Raw genomic sequence first — 20,211 nt, 5'->3', positions numbered from 1 at the left:
CGGCACATCAGATCGGCAGGTAGGGACTGGGCTTGCCGTGCCAGCTGATGTTCAGGGCATCGCGGGCCCGGGTCGTGGCGACGAAAAGCAAGGAGCGAGCCTTACGCTGCTCGCGTTCGTAGCGGGGCGGGTCTTCGGTGCGGTAGCGCTCGATGACGCTGGTGCGCGGGATGATGCCATCGCTGGCGCCGACGATGGCAAGCCGTTGATATTCGAGTCCCTTGAAGCGGTGCATCGTGCCGACGTGGACTTCGCCGTCGCCCTTGGGGCCGTCCTTCGTTAGTTCGGCGCAGGTGATGCCCGCCTTGGTAGCCAGGTAATACATGGTCTGGCTGACCATGTCGCGGTCGGCCACGCACACGGCGATGCGGCCGCTGGGGTCGAGGGAGGCGCCCTTTTCGTCGGTGGAGAGTTCCTCGCGCCACGTGCTCAACGTCGTGGCGAGTCCTGCGAGTTCGTCGTCCCAGGTGTCGTACCGGTTGAAGTCGGGCTTGGGACCGTGGAGGACGGAACGGTATCCGGCGAGCGTGTCGGTGCCGTCGTCGAGGTCGTCGTACGTGACCTTCTCGTTCTTGCTCTTGGGGTCAACGACGCGGAGGGCCTCGGCGAGGATCTCCTTCGTCGTGCGGTAGCTCAGGGTCAGCCGTGAGGCACGGCCTCGGATGTTGACGCCGAGGGCGCCGAGAGCGACCTGGTGGTCGTAGATGCGCTGGTGGGTGTCGCCCGCGACGAACATGTCGTTGGGCTGGTCGGGGTCGGCCATGGCCCGCAGCATCTTCCAATGCGCGGGGCGCAGGTCCTGGGCCTCGTCGACGACAATGTGCCGGTAGCGGTATCCGATGTAGCGCATGCCGGAGCTGTCATCGCGGTGGATGAGGTCCTTGCCACCGATCTTTTCCTTGTACTCGCGGCGGGCCCTGATCTTCGCGGCGCGCTCGATCTCGAAGCGGGCGGCGCGTTCGGCGGCCTGGCCCCAGGTTTCGACGCCGAGCTTGTCGAGGCGGGCGGTGAACTGCTCGATGAGTTTCCAGATGTGGTTGCGCTCGGGGCGAGTGAGCGCGCGCCCCCGGCCAGCGCGGCGGGCCTTGAAGTAGTCGGAGCGGGTGGGGACCGACTGGCCGAGGATGACCTGCTCCCACTCCTCAAGGAGGAACTCCGGCTCCCAGCGTCGGTCGTCGAGTTCGGCCAGCAGTTGGCGCATCTCGTTCAGGGCCACGTGGTCGTAGACGCGCTGCTTGCCACGTCCGGGGGCAGTGTTTTCGCCTAGGACGCGAGCGGCGAGCTGGTCGATGTGGGCGATGTCGACGCGGGCCAGCAACTCCGGTTCGACGAGGGAGGCGAGCCGCAGGCGCAGGTCAGTGGTGAGGTTCTTGGTGAAGGTGGTCAGCAGGATCGGCTTGTTGTGCCCAGGGGGCAGCTGTTCAGCGAGCTGCTTGACCCGGTGTAGGGCGACGATCGTCTTGCCGGTGCCGGGGCCGCCGGAGACGCGGGCGGGGCCCTTGTAGTGGCGGTGGACGATGCGCTCTTGCGTGGGGTGCAGGAAGACCTTCCAGGCACGGAAGTCGCCTTCCTCGATGACTGCGCGTACTGCGTCGTCAACTGTGGTGACCTTGGTGCGGGAGAACGCTGTAGCGAAGTCGTCGGGGTCGGGCTGCTGGTCGAGTTTGACCGGTGCGGTGATCTCATTACGGACATCGTCGATGTCCATCCCGGCGGCGAGACCGTACAGGATGTCCTTCGACAGCAGCGGGGCGCTCTCGACAAGTTGGTCGAGTTCGGCGCTGGTGGTCACCGTAAGCGCCAGGTCGATCAGCTGCTCGGCGACGCCGAGCCACCGCAGTTGTCCTGCGTCGTACGCGGAGAGCAGCGCCGGCGCCGCAGGCTCGGGTTCAGGGACAGCCTCGGGCTTGGGCGCCTGCTCCTCCGGCTCGGCCGGAGTGAGCGTGATGCCGACCCTGCGCAGAGCGCTGTCGCCGACGACGGCGAGGTCGACGAACTCGATCTCGCCGGTGACGCGGTTGACGGCGACCTGAAGCTCTTCGTAGACGTCCTTGCGGTGCCGGACGGCGATGACCAGCCAGCTCTCGGCACCGTCCGCGTTGACACCGGTGGGGGTGAGCAGGGCCCGATAGTCCTGGTTGACTCGAGCCGACCAGATGCGGGAATCGCCCTTGAGCTTCTTCTTCCTGAGACCCGGGAGATCAGGGTTGTTCCGGAAGTTGTGGCAGAAGTCGTAGAACTGGGCCTTGACCGAGCGGTCGAGCTTGTACAGCTCCTGTTCGGCTTTGCGGTACAGGCTGAGCCGGGCGGTCATCGGAGCGTGCCTTCTTCCGTGTCGGGGAGCTGGTCGAGCAGTTCGTCGAGATGGTCGAGCCATTCGGCGGCAGTACGCACAGTCCAGCCGTCCTCGGCGTACGCGGCGTCGCGTCGCTGGGCCTCGGGGTCGTCGTCGCCCTGGTGGGCGGAGACAACGGCGATCTTGAGAGCGGAGGTGTGCCAGGCGAAGTCGGCCTGCCAGCGGCTGGTGCCCAATTCGTAGCCAAAGACGGGTGCCTGCTTGCCGCGGTCGGCAAGTGTCTCGGCGAGACGGAGCAAGTCCGGTGCCTCATCCACGTCTTCGCGCAGGATCTCCAGGATGTCCTCGTCCCAGACGGCGTCGCGAAGCGCCTGGACAACGGCGGCCTCGGCGGCCGAGTCGTGCCCGGGGTCTGGGTCGACGGGCTTGACCACGGTCACAGGCGCCTCGGGCACGACGGGTGCGAGGGCGCCGATCAGCGAGTCGAGTTCGCCGAGCCCGCCGCAGACCGCGAGAACCTCGACCTCGAAGTCCGCGGCCTTGCTGGTGGCGAGCTGGACGCCGTCACCGCCGGCCAGAGACAGGAACTGGGTGAGGTTGGTCCAGTACAGCCAGGACCGCCAGCGTTCCTTGTGCTCGTCCGTGTCCAGCACGGCTTCGGAGTCGTCGAGCACGGCGAGGGCGGTCCATTTCAGGGCCTCGGGGTCGGCGGCGTCCAGGGCGAACACGATCGGCAGCCCGGTCTCGTCCTGCGTGCGGAAGACATGGACGGGTCCGATGCCGGCGGCATCCGCTACGACCGGCTTGTCGTGGCGCTCGGTGGCGGAGAAGGTGGCCAGTTGGCCGCGCAGGGCTGCCACCAGTTCGCTGCGGCGTCCGGCCGCGGCAACCGGGGCCGTGCCTGGCTGGGCCGTCAGCCCGGTGACCAGAGCGCGGGCCCGGCGGGCCCAGCGGTCGGCATCCGGATCACGCAGGTAGGCGATCAAGGTGTCGATGGGGTTGGCGAAGACAGCATCGGCGAAGTGGGCGCGCTGGCCGCCGTACTGCTCGTACGCGGTCTTGGCCTGTTCCTGAGCCGTGCCCCGGTACGGCGGCCATACGGGCTGCGTACGGGTGGGCCGCTTCTCGAAGAGATCGATGTCCGCCCAGGTGATCTGGAAGACGGTCTCTCCTTCGGCGCGCAGGAGGGTGCGCTTCGCCGCGTCGGTGGCGATCTGGTTGTGCTCGCGGCTGGCGTGGAAGCGAAAGCCTTCGAGGTAGACCTTGACGCTCTGGGTCGGCCCGTCGATGCGCGTGAAGGTGAAGTCGGTGACGGTGCCCCGGAGTTGCTGCTGCGCGGTCAGGCGCCAGTGCATGACGCCGGGACCGTCGGTGAAGCGCAGATGCCCGCTCGCATGGCCGTCTTCGTCGAGGGAGGCGTCGTCGGTGACCTTCACCCAGTCGCGCAGGGCCGCCAGGAAGCGCGCCTCAAGGTCGGATTCGACCTGGGCGTCCAAGCCGACCAGTCCGGTGTGGTCGACCTCGCTCCACTCCCAGCCGTCCGAGCCGTCCTGCTTGAACAGCAGGGATTCCAGCATCGTCAGCGCGGCTTGGCGCGAGACGATGTCCTGGAACGGCTCAGGGGTGTAGCGATGCAGGCAGCGGTGGCAGGCCCGGCGCTGCTCCTCGGCGCACGGGCACTCCTTGAGCATCTCGTACGCCTTGGCCAGGGTGTCGCGGAACGCGATCGGATCGGTGAGCCGGTCCAGGTAGCCGGTGCCACCGGGCAGCGAGTCGAAGAGCACGAGGAACCAGCGGCGCTCGCCGCTCTCGTTGTCCGGCATGGAGGCGACGGTGGTGGCCAGGTGCTGAGGGTCGCCGCCGAAGTGAAGGTCCACGCCGAGGCGAAGTGCGGCCCTGAACGAGTGCACCTTGGAATCGACGTCTGCGGTGGCGGCGGGGATGAGGACCCGCAGGGCTTCGGTCTCCAACTTGTGGGCGAGCAAGACGGGTTCTTGACGTACGCCGTCCTTCTTTCCGCGCCGCAACGGGCACCATGGACGGTGGTGCTTGAGTGCTCCGCTGCGAGCGGCGAGGGAGTCGAGCGCGTCAGTGTCGTGGTCGAAGACCGGCTGGCCGTCCGCGGTGGCCGCGCCGCAGGCCGTGCACACGTGGAACGGGTTCAGGCGCACCCGGTGGCCGGCGAAGTCGTCGCGGTTCGGAGCGTCGTAACGGACCGGTCCGACGTTGATCCGGCGAATCATCGCCTTACGGCAGTAGTCGACGCCGAACGTCTGGCTGTCGTGCCGCCACGAGCCCGGCTCAATGGCCTCCACCGGGATGTCGACCGCGTCCACGACCGTGTAGAAACGGCGGTCCCGGTCGTCCTTGTCATCGCGGATCTGGGCGTCTTCCCGTTTGTCCCGCGAGGTCACGGTCGCCGGTTCGACGATCTGGAACAGGCAGGAGCCGTCGTCTGCGATGTGACTGGTCTTGCAGCGCGGGCATGGCGACCGGTCCTCGGCGGCGTCCTCGGTACGCACGTATCCGCAGCCCGGGCATACGCGCCAAGTGCGCCACTCCTGCCGGCCGCCGGTTGCAATCTCCAGACCGGTGATCTGATGCTTGTGGCCGTTGACGTAGAAGGTGTTGCCCGGGGCCATCTCTTCCAGCGCGATACGCCGCGGCCTCTCGTAGGAATCGGTGGTGGAGGTGTACTTCACCTGCCCCGTCTTGGCGTCCACCCCGTCCTCGCCGTACAGCGTCGCCGACAGAACGGTCGTGGAATCGATCAGCGCGTAGTTGGGCAGCAGCCCCAGGTCGCACAGAGCGCTCTGGGCCGACGTCTCGCCCAGGTTCATCAGGCGGCGGCCAACTCCACGTCGTTCGGCGTCCAGTTCGGCCTTCTGCCGCGCCTGGTCCGGATCGGAGTCGTGCAGTTCCTCGTGGGCATCATCGATCTCACGCAGCCGAGACCGCAGTGCTCGCTGGCCGCGGAACCACTCCCGTTCGGCCTCCTCGACCTTGGCGCGCAGGTCGTGGGTGGCGTAAGTACGCAGGTCGGCCTTGGCCTGGTCGTTGACACCGGAGGGGAACAACTCCAAGAACCCCTTCGCCAGTTCCTCGCCCTGGGCGATGGCCAGCTCCACCAGGTCAACCAGGTAGCCCGAAGGCCCGAACAGACGAGGCGCCTTGTGCGGCAGCGCACGCAGCACGATGCCGTCCGCACGCACCAGCCGTCCGGCGGCCGCGAGGTCCAGCAAGTGCGCCAGATATTGGCGGCGCAGGATCTCGATGGCTGACAGATGGCAGCCCGGGGGCACGATCGTGCCCGCGATCAGATCCTTTGGCCGCTCCAGGAAGTACAGGTCGCGGCGCCGTCGGTCGGGGATGGTCAGCAAGAACGCATTGCCCGTACGGCGTCCCGCTCGCCCAACCTGTTGGGCGTAGCTGGCAGGGCGACGCGGCAGAGCGGCAAGCACGACCGCCGAGAGGTCACCGATGTCGATGCCCATCTCCAGTGTCGGGGTGCACGACAGGACGTTGGGGTCCTTGAAGCCCTCGCGGCGCTTGAAGGCCTTCTCCACATTCTCCCGCTCCGGACGGGAGAGCATCCCGGTGTGCTCAGCGGTGACCACCTGATAGGTGCCCGCCTTGCGGTACAGACGACGGTAGTAGTCGTCGGTGTAGTCGCGGTCGCGGTGGTGCGCGCCCAGGCCCTCGGGCCGGTCGCCGGCCACCAGGCGGCCGTTGCGGCAGCGGTAAGAGGGGCACGGCTGCTCGTGCCACTGGTCAAGCAGGGACGGGTGGACCGTCTGCTCCCAGAAACACACCGGGCAGCGCACGTAGGCGTGACGTACCTGCTCGTCGTCCAGCAGCTGGGCCTCGATGTTGCCCGGCTTCAGCCCGTACACCCGCACCGAGGTGTCAGCCGGGGTACGGACCGACAGCAGGCCGAGCGAGGCCAGCTCTGGTAGCAGTCCACTCCAGAACTCCGGCGCCATCTCGCGCGGGAGACCGAGGCAGCGCCCTGCCCACCGCTCGTACCAGGACAACCGCCCGGTCGCGAAGTCGAACTCGCTGCCGTTCTTGGGCTGGCTGAGCAGGAACACCGGGGCCGCGACGCGTTTCGGGAAAGCCCGCATGCCAGGCGCCCGCTTGCCCCAGATGAAGTACCGGCTGGTACCCGCCTCGTCCACGTACTTGCTCAACCACTTGTGCGCCACCGCACCCCGGGTGCGCAGCCGTTCCAAGAAGATCCGTACGAACGCCAGATAGCGTGCGTCGTCCTGAGCGATCAGCGGGACACCGTCGCGCACACACTCCTCGTGGATCCGTTTGACGAGGGCTACGACGGCCACCGCATCGTCGATACGAACCTGCGCGGAAGCGGTCCTGGTCAGCTCCAGGGTGCGGCCGTTGCGCGAGCGGAAGCCGAACTCCATCAACGCCTCGAACGCGAGACGCTGCCCGATGAGACGCCACGTCGGCAGACTTCCGCCGCGCCCCTCACCGGACAGCAGCCGATCAACTCCCTTGTAGCCGTGCAGATCCGGCGGCACCACCGCAGCCAGCGTGTCCTTGTCCGTAGTGGCCTCGACCACGCCTGCGATCAGGTCGTTGAGCGGCGTCGGCTGGTCGTGCCTTAGGTGCTTGGCCAGCAGGGCGCGCAGCGAGAAAGTGTACGAACGGTTCGAGACGAACCCGGCCCGGTGCGCGGCATCCTGCACCGAGTCGTTGAACATCAGCGTCTTGTCCTCGTGCAGCTTCTTGTCGAGCTCCCCACCCGTGAACAGCTGCGTGATCGACGCCGCGGCCATCGCGGCCGAACCGGTGCCCAGGTAGCGGATGGCGTTGCGCTCGCCACACGCTGCACACCAGTCTTCCCTGGCCGCGGTGTTCGCCACCGTGCCACCGAAGTTGACCAGCACGAACGCCGAGTCGCGGGCGGTCAGCCGCGGCTCCTTGGTGTCCTTGTCGTAGTCGTTGAGCGGATCGGGCAACCGCAGCCGCTTGCGCGCGCCGTCCAGCACCATCAGCAAACCGCCCGAGCCCTGCGATGCAGCGCTCGTACCCCTGCCGCCAGCCGCCATCGGCGCCGCTCCGGAGCCCTCTCGCGCCTCCCGCTCGGTCGCTGCGATCAGGTTCCGTACCCGGGCCTTGTCCTGGCCGAGCGAGGCGCGACGGATCTTGAAAGTGTCGAACTGGACGTCGTGGTCATCGCTCTCCGGCGAGAACACCGCCCAGCCCGACCGCCCGCAGTCCCGGCAGTAGATGGCCGGCAGGAAAAGGTTGGCGCTCTGCCCCGACGTCGCGGTCGTCACCGGCGCCGTTCGGCCGCCGTCGGTCGCACTGGCGTCCGCCATGCCGGCCGCGTCCCAGCGGAACTCGGCCTTCGGCCACGGCAGTACGCCACGCAGCAGCCGGGACACGGACCGGGCCCACTGGTGCACCTCGACGTGTACGAACGGACGCGGCTCCCCCGGAGGTGACTTGGGGTCACGCGCGTACGACATCAGCGCCACGAACCGGGCAAGCGCCTCGGCCGCCTTCTCCGGCTGACGGGCCACCGCCTCCGCCCAACCAGCAGCGCCGGCCCGCCACATAACGTCCAGCACTTCCGAGCTGGTCTTCACTTCGCCGTCCAGCGCCTGCATCACCGCGCGGGTGAACAGATGCCGTTTCAGGTTCTCACCCAGCAGGAACGGGTCCGGATCCCGGACCGTGGTCACCGCTTTGATGAGGTCGAGCATCGCCTCCTCGCCGGAAGCGGGATCGGGCAGAGCCAGCAGCTCGTCGGGCGTCGGCAGTCCCTGCATCTTCACGTCGGTCAGCGGGATGAACTCCTCGACCGACAGCCGGTTCTCTCCGACGATGGATTCCGCCGTGAACTCCGTACCGAAGACGTCGCTCGCCACCTCCAGCAGGCGCGTCACCCCGTCTTCGTCTGTTCCAGATGCGAGCGTCGCGGAGGTCGCAACCGGACAGATGCGTCCCAGCGGGCGTCCCTTCTCGGACATGCCGACCGCGGACGCGAGCCGTCGCAGCAGCATTGCCACGTCGGTGCCCTGCGCGCCGTCGTACGTGTGGAACTCGTCCACCACCACGTACCGGATGTCCGCGTCCCGCCACAGGGAGGCGTCGTCCTCACGCTGCAGCAGCAGATCCAGCATCTTGTAGTTGGTGATCAGGATGTCCGGCGGTGATAGCTGCATGTCCGAACGCCGCGTACGCACCTTCTCGTACTGGGTCGCCGCCCGGTCCCCGATGTACAGCCCCGCCCAGAGCTTGCCGAGAGCCTCGTCGTTCTGCGTGAGCAGGTCGTTGATGCGCTGCGCCTGGTCGGTCGCGAGCGCATTCATCGGGTACAGGAACACTGCTTTGACGCCGGTCTTCCCCGCCTCCCGCTCCCGGCGGCAGTGATCGAGAACCGGGTAGAGGAACGATTCCGTCTTGCCCGAACCCGTCCCCGTGGTCACGAGGGTCGGCTGCGGCGTGTGCCCGTTCGCCGACGTCAGCCGCTCGAACGCGACCGCCTGATGCGCGTACGGGGTGAATCCTTCACGCTGCCACTCCAGGTGCTTACGCCACCCTTCGCTGGCCGCCGTGAACGGGGTGCGGATCCGCAGGTACGGCCCGCGGAACATCCCCGTCGTCTCATCCCCGAGGAACCGATGCAGCGCCTCCCGCGCGCCCTCGTCCGTCAACGCATACGTCGTCGACAGATACTGCAGCAGGCTCTCCTTGAGCCCGCGCGCTTCCAGCGTCGGCCTCACGGCTTCGGCACCTCCTGCTTGACCGGGTCCCACTCACCGCGCGCGATCGCTTCATCGAGCCGCTTCTGAAAGACGGCGTGCGCCTCACGCATCTCCGCCTCGCGGTCCGCCTTGTAGAAGGGGACCGTGTAACCGTCGGGGACGGGGGCACTGTCCGGGGCGGCTCGATACGCCTCGAACTGCGCCCACGTCTCCTTCGTCTGCCGTTGCCCGATCGTGCGCGCGTTGCCCGCAAGCTTCCAACCGTCGGCATCGAACCAGGTCACAGCCTCGTACTTCTGGAGTACGGGGAAACGGCCCCGGTACGCGGCAAGTAGGGCATCGGCGTCCATTCCAAGCCAAACCGCGACTAGGGCGTCGATCTCGACCAGGGCGGACCGGCGGGCGCGCTCACTGCGGAGGGGCGTTTCTGGGCGCCAGTCCGGGGACACGTCATCCAGGGGCTGGAGGCCGGGCCAGTCGCGGGCCCAGCGCTCGCGATCGGGCCAGGCGGGGTCGAAGAGATCGGCCCAGAGATCGACATAGGCCTGGGTCAGACAATTCAAGCGGAGGGTGCGGAGGAGGAGGGCAGAGGCGAGCGGGTGTTCGAGGGCAGGGGCGGGCATGGCTTTTACGCCAGTACCCCGCAGGTGTCCTCGCCCTGTGGCCCGCAAGAAGTAATCCAGAGGTAGCGACGCCCAGAAACCTCCGACCAAAGCGGTCGAGAGGCGGCTCGGCATTGCGAGGCTATGGACGTTGTCGACGTATGCCGTGCCCGGAGGAACCAGGGCCGCATAAAGAGCCCTCTCAGTATTCGGCGCGATCATGCATCGCCACGCGAGTCGGTAGAAGGTGACGTACCGTCGTTGAGCTCTCTGCACCAGTACGTCATCGATCTTGGTCGGATTGACCAGGTCCTCAGAGATACGTTCAACGCGTGCAATCTGTTGCCGCGCACGAGCAACGGATTTATCACACGCCCTCAATCGCCCAAGAGCCCGGTGGTCGATCCACCGTTCCTGCTCGGCTAGGTATGCCTGGCTTCTGCCGTGTGCTCTTACGTATGCCGTATCGGGTACGAAGTCCGGCGGGAGGGCGACGAGATCCGCGCCATACGGATCATTGCTGTTGGCGTCATGGCGTTTGAACACCGGGGTGGCGACACTCAGTTGGGTACCCTTGAGAATCACCCGGCGCCAATGGTTCGGCTGGAACTCCTGGCCCGTGGTGGGATCAGGACGGTTGTAATCGATCAGATTTTCCTTTTTCGCCCCACTCTCGTGATATCCCGACGAGATCCGCGGATGCGGGCCAAGTCGCAGCGGATAGTCCGCCAGAGCCTCGATCGCTGAGGCTTCCGCCGTGCTGACCGGGAACAATAGGCGGCCCTGCTCGACAGGCTGGTCGGCTTCGCCCAAGAGACGCTGCCAGACAGACAGCAGGTATCTGTCCACCCGGATAACACGGGCCCGGTGCGGACGCTCGTCGAACTCACCGTTTCGGTACCGGACGCCTGGTACCTCGCCCGAGCCGTCGTGCTGGGTAGAGTGCCGCAGCGCGTCCACAGAGACCAACCAGGAGAGATGGTCGAAGCCGATCTCGGTAGGCCGACCGTAAACGTGCACCCCGAAGTGCGCGGTATCACCCACCGGTCGCGGGAAGAACCGCTGGCCGGAGTTGACGAAGTCGCCGTGAATACGAAGCCGACGATACGCAGCCTCCCGGAGGCTACCCTCCTTGTCTCCCGTGAAGTGCGTATCTGGGTGAACCATCCCAGCGGTCCCGGACGCCGAAGTGTGCGCCCAGACTTGAGACATGAACGCCCGATATAGGTCCGGCTGGGTCCCCGTCAGCAGCGGGTACATCTGCAGGGAACCGAACACCGCGACCTGCGCGCTCGTGTTCGTCAGCTCGCCGAGCACATACCGGCGAGCCGCAGGGGACTCCAAAAGCTCCCGGCTTCGACGGTCCCTTTCGCTCGCAGACGCTTTGTCCGCCAGCTCGAACCACGGCTCGTGCTCCGCGAGAACGGCCGATTCGTTCCAACGGGGCCGTACCCACGGCGGGTTACCCACCTGAAGGTCGAAGCCGCCACCACGGGCAAAGACTAGGGCGAACTCCAACTCCCAGTGCAGGAAGCCCTGTTCATCCGCGATATCGCGCACCGTCCGGAGCCAGGGGAACCGGTCTTCCGGGTTGTCGATGTCCATTCCCATAAAGCCGGGAAGTGTCTCTTCGAAGCTCTTCAGTTCGTCAAGGCTCTTGAAACTGTCGATGAGGGTGCCTTCAGGCACATCGGCCGTGCCCAGCATCGCTTCCAGGAACTCCAGCCAATCGTCGAGTCCCTTGAGAGGGATGATGGACCGCCGTTCCGGCCCCTTCGGCTTGGCCGGCCCCTTCTTGGCCCCCTTCAGTCCAACCTGGCTCACTTCCACGACCACGTCGTCGTCCGCGGTCAGTTCGAGGTCCTCGAAGGAGGTCTGCTCGGGGCCGAGTGCGAACAGAGCTGTAGCCTCGACGAACCGCGGCGCGGGCGTCGGTGCAGTAAGGGCCATCGGCTCGGGAGCGGCCTGGGGCTCAAGCCGCTCCCCGGTCAGCGGCACCCCTCCGAGCACCTTACTGAGGCCGTCCGCGTCACTGACGACCGTCCGTGCCGCGTACTCACCGTCACTGCCGTCCAGCAGCCCAGCCTTGTCAACCGGCCAGAACCAAAGGGCGCACCAGGCGTCCATGACCTTCTTCAGCCGCCAGTATGGAGTGTCGACGGCATTGAAGAGGTCCTCCAGGACCTTCTCCTTCGGCACCGCCTGATCGGGGTGCTGGAGGAAGGCGTACTCGGGATCCGTTGGATCGGCCTGCCAAAGGTCGATCCGACGCGCGATCTCCTTCTCGGAGAGTTCCATGCGCTTGACGACGGCCGCCCACAGGAACTCGACCCGACGTGCAGCGTCCCGCAGCTTCGTGAACTGGGAGGATGTTTCCGGCTTCGGTACCTTGCTCTTGGGGTTGAGCTTCGGGCTCCCGTCCGTATTGAGGTGCGCGGTGCTGCGCTTGGGGCGCTGAAGGATCCCCTTCTTCCAGGCAGCGAGTTTCTCGACGCCTTCCTTGGCGAGTTCCTTGGCTTCTTTCGAGCCAGCAACCGCGGCCCAGCCCGGGCTCGGCAGCAGGAACTGGTGCACCGCGTCGTCGGGCAGTGGCTGCAGCTCACCGTCCTTGATGAAAGGCAGCGGTGTTGGTGCCAAGGCACCCTTCGCCTTCAGCCAGGCCCTGTCCTTGCCCGCCACGTCATCGCCTGCGTACACCGCGCGGCGACCGCCGATGAGCGAGTTGCCCCGACGCAGGTGCAACCCGAACCACGGCGCGCGCATGCCTGGGTGCATCGTGTTGAGCCACAGCGACACCTCGGCCAGCTCGACGCCGGTGGCGTTGAGGTCGACCCCGTAGGCGTTGTGCAGGGCGATGTACGCCTTGACCTTCTGCTTCTCGGTGATCGCATCGGCCGCGGGGATGGTGATGCCGAGTTCGTCCTGGCGGCGGCGCAGGTATTCGTCGGCGACGTGGTTGATGGCCTCGTTGAGGAACGCGCCCGAGCCGAGCGCCGGCTCGCAGATCTTGTACTTCAGCAGCTCGGACGCCCGCGTCTTGATGACGCCGCCATTCTCATCCCGTTCCTGGTCGAGGCGGTTCTTGAGGGTGAGCTCGACGGTGACCTTGGTCAGCGATTCAGGGGTGTAGTACGAGGCGGAAGTCTCTCGGTCACGGCCAGCGAGTCGGTAGACGAACGAGCCCTTCTCGTACTTCTTCGGACCGCGGAGGCCCTTACGGGCGTCGTCCTCGCCGTACTGGACGAGGGTCTTGTCGGGGTACTGGTCCTGCTTGTGTGAGGGGATGAGCCAGGAACCCTGCTCCGGGTCACCGCCTCGGGCCACCTCGCACAGTTCCTCCTTGGCGATGATGCCGGTGTAGGACATCAACCCCTCGTAGACAGCGCCGAGTTGGTTGATGCCGAGGTTGCGGTAGGAGATGAAGCCACCGCGTTCGCCGCGCTTACCCTTCTTCATCGTCAGCAGCCGCAGCACCTCGTGGAGGGCTTCGTTACGCAGACGCAGATCGAGCCAGCGGGGGTCGTTGTCCTCGTCGCTGCGCGGGTCGAGGACGCCTGTGCCGATGAAGCGGATGGCGGTCGGCTCGAAGAGTTCGCTGCGCAGGGCCTCGAAGCGCAAGCCGCGGTTCTCGCTGCGGCGGGCTTCCTTGGCCTTGCGGGTCTCCTCATCGTCGCCGGGCTGGTCGTCATCAGGTTCGGTGCCGTACGCACGGTGGCCGAAGTTGACCTTGTTAAACAGGACGTCGAGAGACTGGAAGAGGTGGAAGCCGTTCTTGGCTTCCTCCTCGACGAGTTCCTCGTCGCGCTCGACGAGTTCACGCAGACGGGCCATGGAGTAGCCGGCCTCGTACGACCCGTCGTCGGCAGGGAGGATGCCGAGTTCGGGGCGGGCCTCCGCGTACAGCAGGAACAGGACGCGGTAGAGGTAGCGCAGCGCTTCGCGGGTGAGTTCGCGCGCGAAGGGGATCTTGGGGCTTTCGATGTCGGCCGGGGTGACATTGTTCTTCGGATCCGCCATCCGGTGCAGCACTTCGTTGGCGATGATCTCGACCGAGCGCTGCAACCCGTAGCGCAGTTCGCCGGAGACGCCGGCCGCATTGTCACCGGAGGACTTGAGCAGAGCGTCGATCCCGCGGCTGGTGTCATTCTCACCGGGGCGGAGCATGTCCAGGCTGAACAGGGCGGCAATGGTGGCGAGTTCGCCCTGCTGGGCGCGGTCATTGCGTTCCAGGGCGGCGTCGAGGTTCACCGCGAGGTATCGGCCCTCGTTCCAGGCCTGACGATCGGCGAGCAGGATGACGCCGCCGCACAGCAGCAGGACGAAGCGGGGGTGCGGGCCACCGACTTCGCCGAGTTCGCTCTGGAAGAGCCAAGAGGCCAGGGCCGCGCCCGTCTCGTACGACTCGCTCGCGCTGACCCGCACGGACGACAGGAGCCGTCCGGCACGGTCGGGGTCGAGGGCGTCGTCGTTGGCCGCGGTCCAGCCGCAGTCCAGGGCGACGATGCCATGGCCGTGGTAGGCGACGGGCAGGGTGTGGTCGCGGCCGGCGCGGTGCACAGTGAGCTCGGCCGGGGAGGTGTCGTAGCCGAGGGCCCGCAGGACCATCTGGTGCCACTCCGCGAGGCGCTTGGTCCACTCGGGGTTGTTGTGTGTGTTCAGGCGGGCTTCGTCCTCGGCGTCGGCCTGGGTGGTCTTGACGAAGTAGCCGCGCAGTTCCTCGACAAGGTAGGGGGTGCGCAGGGTGCGCAGCAGCTCGCGCGGGGTCTTGCGCGGGTCGTTCTCGTCACCCTCGCGCTGCGCCCAGGTGGCGAACAGGCCCTTCTTGAGGTCAGTGCCGAGCTGGTCGGCGAAGTAGTGCGCGGACAGGTACTCGCCACGGTTGGCGAAGGAGTCGAAGTCGGTGCTCATCGTTCGGTGCCTCCTTCAGTGGCGGTGTGCGGTTCGAGGACGGCCAGCAGGCGCAGCATCGGTTCGCCCGCCGTCTCCAGGGACTTGACCAGCTTCAGCTGTCGCTTGGCCGTGCGGTCGAGCTCCGCTTCCTTCGGGCGTGCACTGGCGAAGAGGGCGTCCTGCCGCCAGTCGGTGACCTTCTTGCGATAGGGAGCAAGGGTCTCTTCGATCTGCTCGCGGTACGCGCCTTCAAGGAGGGCGAGTTGTCGCTGTGCGGCGTCGATGGCGTCGGGCACAAGCGCGCTGAGGCCCGGCAGGTCGCGCGGTGTGGCGCGGCCGGGCATGTTCGGGCCTACGCCGTAGCTCTCCAGTACGTCGGCGGTCAGCGCTGTGACGTGCGGGCTGTCGGGAAGGCCGGAGACGGCCATCCACTCGACGATGGTGGGCTTGCCCAACGCGTTGGAGTAGATGCCCTGGACCAGGAAAGTCGGACTGTCCACGGTGGCGGCGAGCACCGGGGCCTTGTGGCGGCCGATCTCGACGAGCACCTTGTCTGTGAGCCAGTCCAGGACGGGGTGGACGTCGGTGACGTACGAGACGTTCGGCCATTGGGACGCGGTGGTCTCCCGGGCCGCCTTCAGGCGCGCCGCGGCGAGGTCCTTGGAAAAGGTGATGCGCATGCGTCCCGGCTCGGTCTTGCGCGGCAGGATCTGCTGCTCGTCCAGGTACGACTTGGGCAGTGCCTTGAGCCGGTACAGCAAGTCCCGCGGTGGCTCGAAGGCAATGGTGCCGTCGTCGTCGCGCCGCAGCGACAGCATGTCCTCGGGGTTGGGACGGGAGATCTGCCGCAGTGCCTCGTCGAAGTAGTCGGCGGTGGACCGGAAGAGTTTCGGTACCACGGCACGGGCCACTTCGGGGTGTTCGTGTACTGCGCCCACCTGGCCGAGAAGCCCGGTGAGGAAGGCGGCGCCGCCCTGCTGGGACTGCTTGATGGACTCCTCGACGGTGCGGCCCGCGATCAGGTCCTGGGTGAGGCGGTTCTCTTCTTCCTTGGCCCGGTACAGGCCGGTGACCGCCTCGGCCGAGCCTTCGATCTTGTGAGCCTCCTCCTCACGCCTGAGGAGCTTCTCGCCCACCAGCCGGTCGTCCAGGGTTCGCGGCTGTCCGGTCGTCTCGTCCGTGCGCCACGGGATGTCACTGGTGAGGATCAGCGCGCGGAACTCGGGCCGGTGTTCCTGCCCGTACCGGTCGATACGGCCGTTGCGCTGCTCGATGCGGATCAGGGACCACGGCAGGTCGTAGTGGATCAGCAGATGGCACTGCTGATGCAGGTTGACGCCCTCGGAAGCGACGTCGCCGGTGAACAGGATGCGCACCGGGTCGTCGCGCAGCCCGAACTTCTCGACGATGTCCTGCTGTTCCTGATCCGTGCTGGCCTCGCCGTGCATGACCTGTACGGCTCCGCCGTATCCCAGCCAGGGCTTCTTCTCGTCCGGGCTGGTGGTGTGCCGGAAGCCGAGTGCGGCCGGGACGGTCTCCGCCAGCCACTTCAGGGTGGGGATGCTCTCGGAGAACACGACCACTCGGGTGTCCGAGCCTGGGCCGACGCCCAGCTCCCGCAGCGCGTCCAGCAGCGCTGCCCGCTTCGCCGAGTCCTGGTCCTCGATCTGCTCGGCGAGGTGCTGCAGGTCGGTCAGGGCCGCCCGCTCGACCTTCCGTGCCGCTTCGCGTACCGCCGGGTCCTCCGGCCGCTTCCGCGTCTTCGAACCGTTGTCGGGCTTGTCGGGCGGCGGGTTGTCGAGGTTTCCGATGCGGGTCTTGATGGTCGCCAACAGCGCCTTGTGCGAGGAGAGGAACGACTTCAGCAACCGGTACGGGACGAGCTGATGCCGGCTCACCGACGGAGTCGCCGGGTCGGCCGGGATCCAGCGTGTGGCCAGTTCCTGGAGGACCGCGCGTTCCTTCTCGGTGGCCGGAGCGTGGAGGGGCAGGGACGGGCCGCGGTCCGCCCAGGTCCCCTTGAGGGACTCGCGGACTTCGGACGCGGTCTTGGTGCGCCGGATGTAGAGGTGCGCGAGGTCCTTCACCTCGTACTGGGACGGATTGGCGATCGCAGCCTCGTCCAGCATCCTGACAAGCTCGGCGAAGGAGGTGGCGTCGCCGTTGTGCGGGGTGGCCGAGGCCAGCACCAGCGCGTCGGTCTTGCGTGCCAGTAGACGGGCGAGCGCGTTGTTCTTCGTGCCGCGGTTGACGAGGTTGTGGGACTCGTCGATGACGACGGCGTCCCAGTCGGTGTTGTCCAGGTGGTGGGCGTACACGTCGCTCTTCAGGGTGTCCACGGAGATGATCGCGCGCTTGAAGTACGCGAACGGGTTCCGCCCCGCGGGGATGTCCTGCTGCACCCGCTGAATGCCGGTCGAGTCCAGCCGCACCAGCGGGATCGCGAATCGGGTCCACAGCTCGCGCTGGAACTGCTCCAGCACGTGCTGCGGCGTCACCACCAGGATCCGCTCGCCGCGCCCCCGCCGGATCAGCTCCGCCAGCAGCACCCCGATCTCCAGGGTCTTACCAAGACCCACGACGTCCGCGATCAGGATCCGCGGCTGCGGGTTCTTCATCGACAGCGCCAGCTCCGCCGGGCGCAGCTGGTGGACCTGCTGGTCCATGAGGAAGTTGTCCGCCAGCGCCAGGCCGTGCTCGGTCTGCGGCAGGAACGTCTTCCGCATGATCGCCTCAAGGAACAGACGGGACCTGCGGTGGTTCGGAGAGTCGTCTGCCACCAGCTCGGTCTCGCGCGGGTCCAGCTCCTGGACGACATCCAGCCGGTCGTAGAAAGTGGCGTCGATCCCGCGGACGAACGACGAGATGCCGGTGACCTCGACCATCCATCCGTCACGGTCGGTGTCCCTGCAGTTGCGCACCAGCCACAGCTCGTCTCGGATCAGGACCTGTGCGCCCGCCGCGTATCCGCCAGTGTCAGTCGGCCGCTTCGCCGACGAGGCTTCGTCCGGCTCCCGGGCGTTCCTCGCCGTATCGCTCTGCCCGCCCACGGCTTCCGCCTCGACGCTCACGTCCGCTCCGATTCCTCACCCACGGCGCGTTTCGCACCGCTCACCATTCACGAATCGTATGGACAGCGTCCAAGCCGACCTATACGCCCGTCCGCCTAGCTTCCCACCAGGCACTGACAGCTTGGCCATCAAAGCGCGGTATCCGCCGCGTACTCCGCCCTCAGCTCATCCGCGACCCGTTTCGATGCCGGCGGCCTTACGGCCTTGGGCCTGGCCTTCGGCTCCGCCTTTGGCTTCACGGCCTTCTCGGCGGCGTCGGGGTGCGGCTCGTACTGCGCCACCTCCTCCGGTTCCGGCTCTTCCGCCTCAGCAGCTCCTCGCGGACTGTCGAGCGGCGAGTCGAGACCCGCGTCGTCAGTGATCTCGGCCTGGTCCTCAAGCAGCTTCTCGAACGATGGGGACAACGGCTCTTTGGCCGCATCCGGCGTACCGCCCGAGGCCGTATGCGCGATCAGAGCAAGTCGTGCGTCGGCCGGCGCCTTTCCAGCGGCCTTCAGAAGCTTCGAGCATGCCTTTGAAACGTCATCCAGCGTCGGCCTGTCCTCGGGAACGTGGGCGAGCATGCAGGCGATCAGTTGCTTGAGTCCCTCGGGCACACCGCTCAGATCCGGGCCGATGTCAGGATTCGCCACCTGCATGGCGACGGCTTCCCACACCGCACCGTCGTACGGGTAGTGGCGGGCCGCCGCATACAGCAGAACCGTGCCCAGCGCGTACACGTCCGCGGCTGGCGTCACCTTCGGATGTCCGCTTGCCTGCTCCGGCGGCATGCAGCGCACCGTCCCAATGATCATCCCGCTGTGGGACAGGGACTCCTTCGCGGCATCCATGAACGCACCGAGCCCGAAGTCAATGATTATGGGACCTTCTGTGCCCATAATGACGTTCTGGGGCTTCAGATCCCGGTGGAGCAGCTCCGCGGCGTGCACGGCGCTCAGCCCCTCGGCGAGCAACGCGCCCAGACTGGCGACCAGCGGCAAGGGGAGAACGCCGTCCTGGTCCACGCAGGCCAGCAAGGTGCGTCCGGCCACGTACTCCATCGCCAGCCAGGGGCGGTCCGCGAAGGGGTCGGCCTCCAGGAACCGCGCCACCCTGTTGGTACCGATCACGGTGCGCGCTATCAGCGCTTCCTTTTCGAAGCGGGCCCGCGTGACGGGGTCCAGCTTGTCGCTCCGGATCAGCTTCACCGCCACCGGCTGACCACCCGGGGTGTAGGCGAGGTACACCTCCCCCATGCCGCCCGAGCCCAGCTCCTTGGCCACGGTGTACCGGCCGATCCGCTCGGGCGTCCCCGTCATCTGTTGCTCAGCACTCCTTACACGCACCCCTGCGCCATCCGGTCCAGATTCGTGGGCGCCGATCAAGCCTAGTCGCTCGTTGTACGGGGCATGCAGGGCTCTGTCGTCTCTGCCGCTCTACCGTGGGTATCCCGCCCCAGCGGCTGTCGGCTGCCCGCTCAGCAGGTCATCACCCGCCCATGATCAGAGTTGGTCACCCCAATCCGCCAGGAGGGCGTCAGCGACGCCTTCCTCGTAGACAGCCGCCTGATGCTCCTGCATCGCATTGCTCAAACGCGGGTCCCATGAAGTGCTAAGGGCCTTCCCGGACAAGGCAACGTGGTCGTCTTCGGTCCGGAGCCCCTCCATGTAATCCTCAGCGCTCATCTTCCAGGGCTCGGCTCCGTAGCGGCCGATGAGCTGATTGGTCATGTCGATTCCCGGCCAGTCGAAGTCCCCGTGGTAGAGGAGCCGACACCCTCCGTTGACGATCAAGCGGGCCAGTCGGTGGAAGGCCGTTGACGGTCGGCCTTCGGCGCAGATCAACGGCGGGCTGCTCGCGCCGATTTCTCCAGCGGCGCGGCGGAGGACGACTGGGTTCTCACACACGTACACACGCGGCACGTGAACGGTGACAGGCAGGGTGACCAGTTGGTGAAGTGTGACGTGGAAGGGGGTGCCGTATCGAGCCGCGTCGGTGAGCCACTCCCCCAGCCCTCGACCAGCCGCCGACAGATTGAGAACGAGGACGAGGCTGGCCAGGTCGTCGACGATGACGTCGAACGCGTCCCAGAGCTCGCGCCGGGCCTCGGCTCCTGCCGCGAGCGGAACTCCCCGTGCTGTTGCCAGCACACGGAGTACGAGGGTCGGCAACGAGCCTTGGCCAGGGTTGAGGGCCTTGGTGTTTCCCGTGGTGGCGTCGGCCAAGGCGGCCAGCATGACTGGAGGCGAACCGCTGGCACGGGCATCGAGGTACTCCAGAACGCGGATGGCCTGGCTGAGGAGGCGTTCGTCCTTCTTATTGATCAGCCCAGTGATCGTCCCGTCAGAGGCTAGGCCGCTCAGCCACTCCTTGTACCAGGGATTCTCGGCGTGGAGCGCGCTGGCCTCCCCCTCGGCCAGCAACTGCTGGCGGGCCTGATCGATGGCGCTGCGTTCGTCGACTCGAAACCGCAGCGGAGGACCAATTCGTTCCAAGACGTTGCGGAGTGAGGCTCCGGTGACGTTGCGGACGTTCTGGTCCAGCGCCTCGAGCCGCACACGATCTCGCCGTCGACGATGCCCCTGATTCAAGAGAGTCCACAAATAGACTCAAAGACCCATTGAAAACTAGGAGTT

Annotated in this window: 6 protein-coding genes; all 6 read right to left on the bottom strand. The window is 66.8% G+C overall.

The features are described from left to right. Positions 1 to 7: 7 nt before the first annotated feature. Positions 8 to 2,314: a UvrD-helicase domain-containing protein gene (locus KUM39_RS07385; RefSeq protein WP_217784613.1), complete on the bottom strand. Its 2,307-nt coding sequence runs from the start codon at positions 2,312 to 2,314 to the stop codon at positions 8 to 10. Next, positions 2,311 to 9,051 (bottom strand): DEAD/DEAH box helicase family protein, encoded by a 6,741-nt coding sequence (locus KUM39_RS07380; RefSeq protein WP_217784612.1) that lies wholly within the window; start codon positions 9,049 to 9,051, stop codon positions 2,311 to 2,313. Before KUM39_RS07380 ends, KUM39_RS07385 begins: the two co-directional genes overlap by 4 nt. Continuing rightward, a complete protein-coding gene (locus tag KUM39_RS07375; RefSeq protein ID WP_217784611.1) occupies positions 9,048 to 14,543 on the bottom strand; it encodes a hypothetical protein in 5,496 nt (1,831 codons plus the stop codon). Before KUM39_RS07375 ends, KUM39_RS07380 begins: the two co-directional genes overlap by 4 nt. Beyond that, on the bottom strand, positions 14,540 to 17,596 hold the full coding sequence (locus KUM39_RS07370) for an SNF2-related protein (protein WP_308288071.1): 3,057 nt from the start codon (positions 17,594 to 17,596) through the stop codon (positions 14,540 to 14,542). Before KUM39_RS07370 ends, KUM39_RS07375 begins: the two co-directional genes overlap by 4 nt. A gap of 128 nt (positions 17,597 to 17,724) precedes the next feature. Beyond that, positions 17,725 to 18,894: a serine/threonine-protein kinase gene (locus KUM39_RS07365; RefSeq protein ID WP_217784610.1), complete on the bottom strand. Its 1,170-nt coding sequence runs from the start codon at positions 18,892 to 18,894 to the stop codon at positions 17,725 to 17,727. 183 nt (positions 18,895 to 19,077) lie between these two features. Then, complete coding sequence (locus KUM39_RS07360) at positions 19,078 to 20,166, bottom strand: TIGR02679 family protein (RefSeq protein WP_281425654.1); 1,089 nt, start codon at positions 20,164 to 20,166, stop codon at positions 19,078 to 19,080. Positions 20,167 to 20,211 lie beyond the last annotated feature (45 nt).

It is taken from the genome of Streptomyces corallincola (genome assembly GCF_019104725.1).
Lineage (GTDB): Bacteria > Actinomycetota > Actinomycetes > Streptomycetales > Streptomycetaceae > Streptomyces > Streptomyces corallincola.
The sequence above is the reverse complement of the archived record's forward strand: the minus strand, read 5'-3'. Positions and strand labels throughout refer to the sequence as shown.

What these genes read in the sequence shown, in the direction of transcription:
- KUM39_RS07385 (WP_217784613.1), bottom strand. Translation starts at nt 2,314, where the DNA reads ATGACCGCCCGGCTCAGCCTGTACCGCAAAGCCGAACAGGAGCTGTAC.
- KUM39_RS07375 (WP_217784611.1), bottom strand. Translation starts at nt 14,543, where the DNA reads ATGAGCACCGACTTCGACTCCTTCGCCAACCGTGGCGAGTACCTGTCC.
- KUM39_RS07365 (WP_217784610.1), bottom strand. Translation starts at nt 18,894, where the DNA reads ATGACGGGGACGCCCGAGCGGATCGGCCGGTACACCGTGGCCAAGGAG.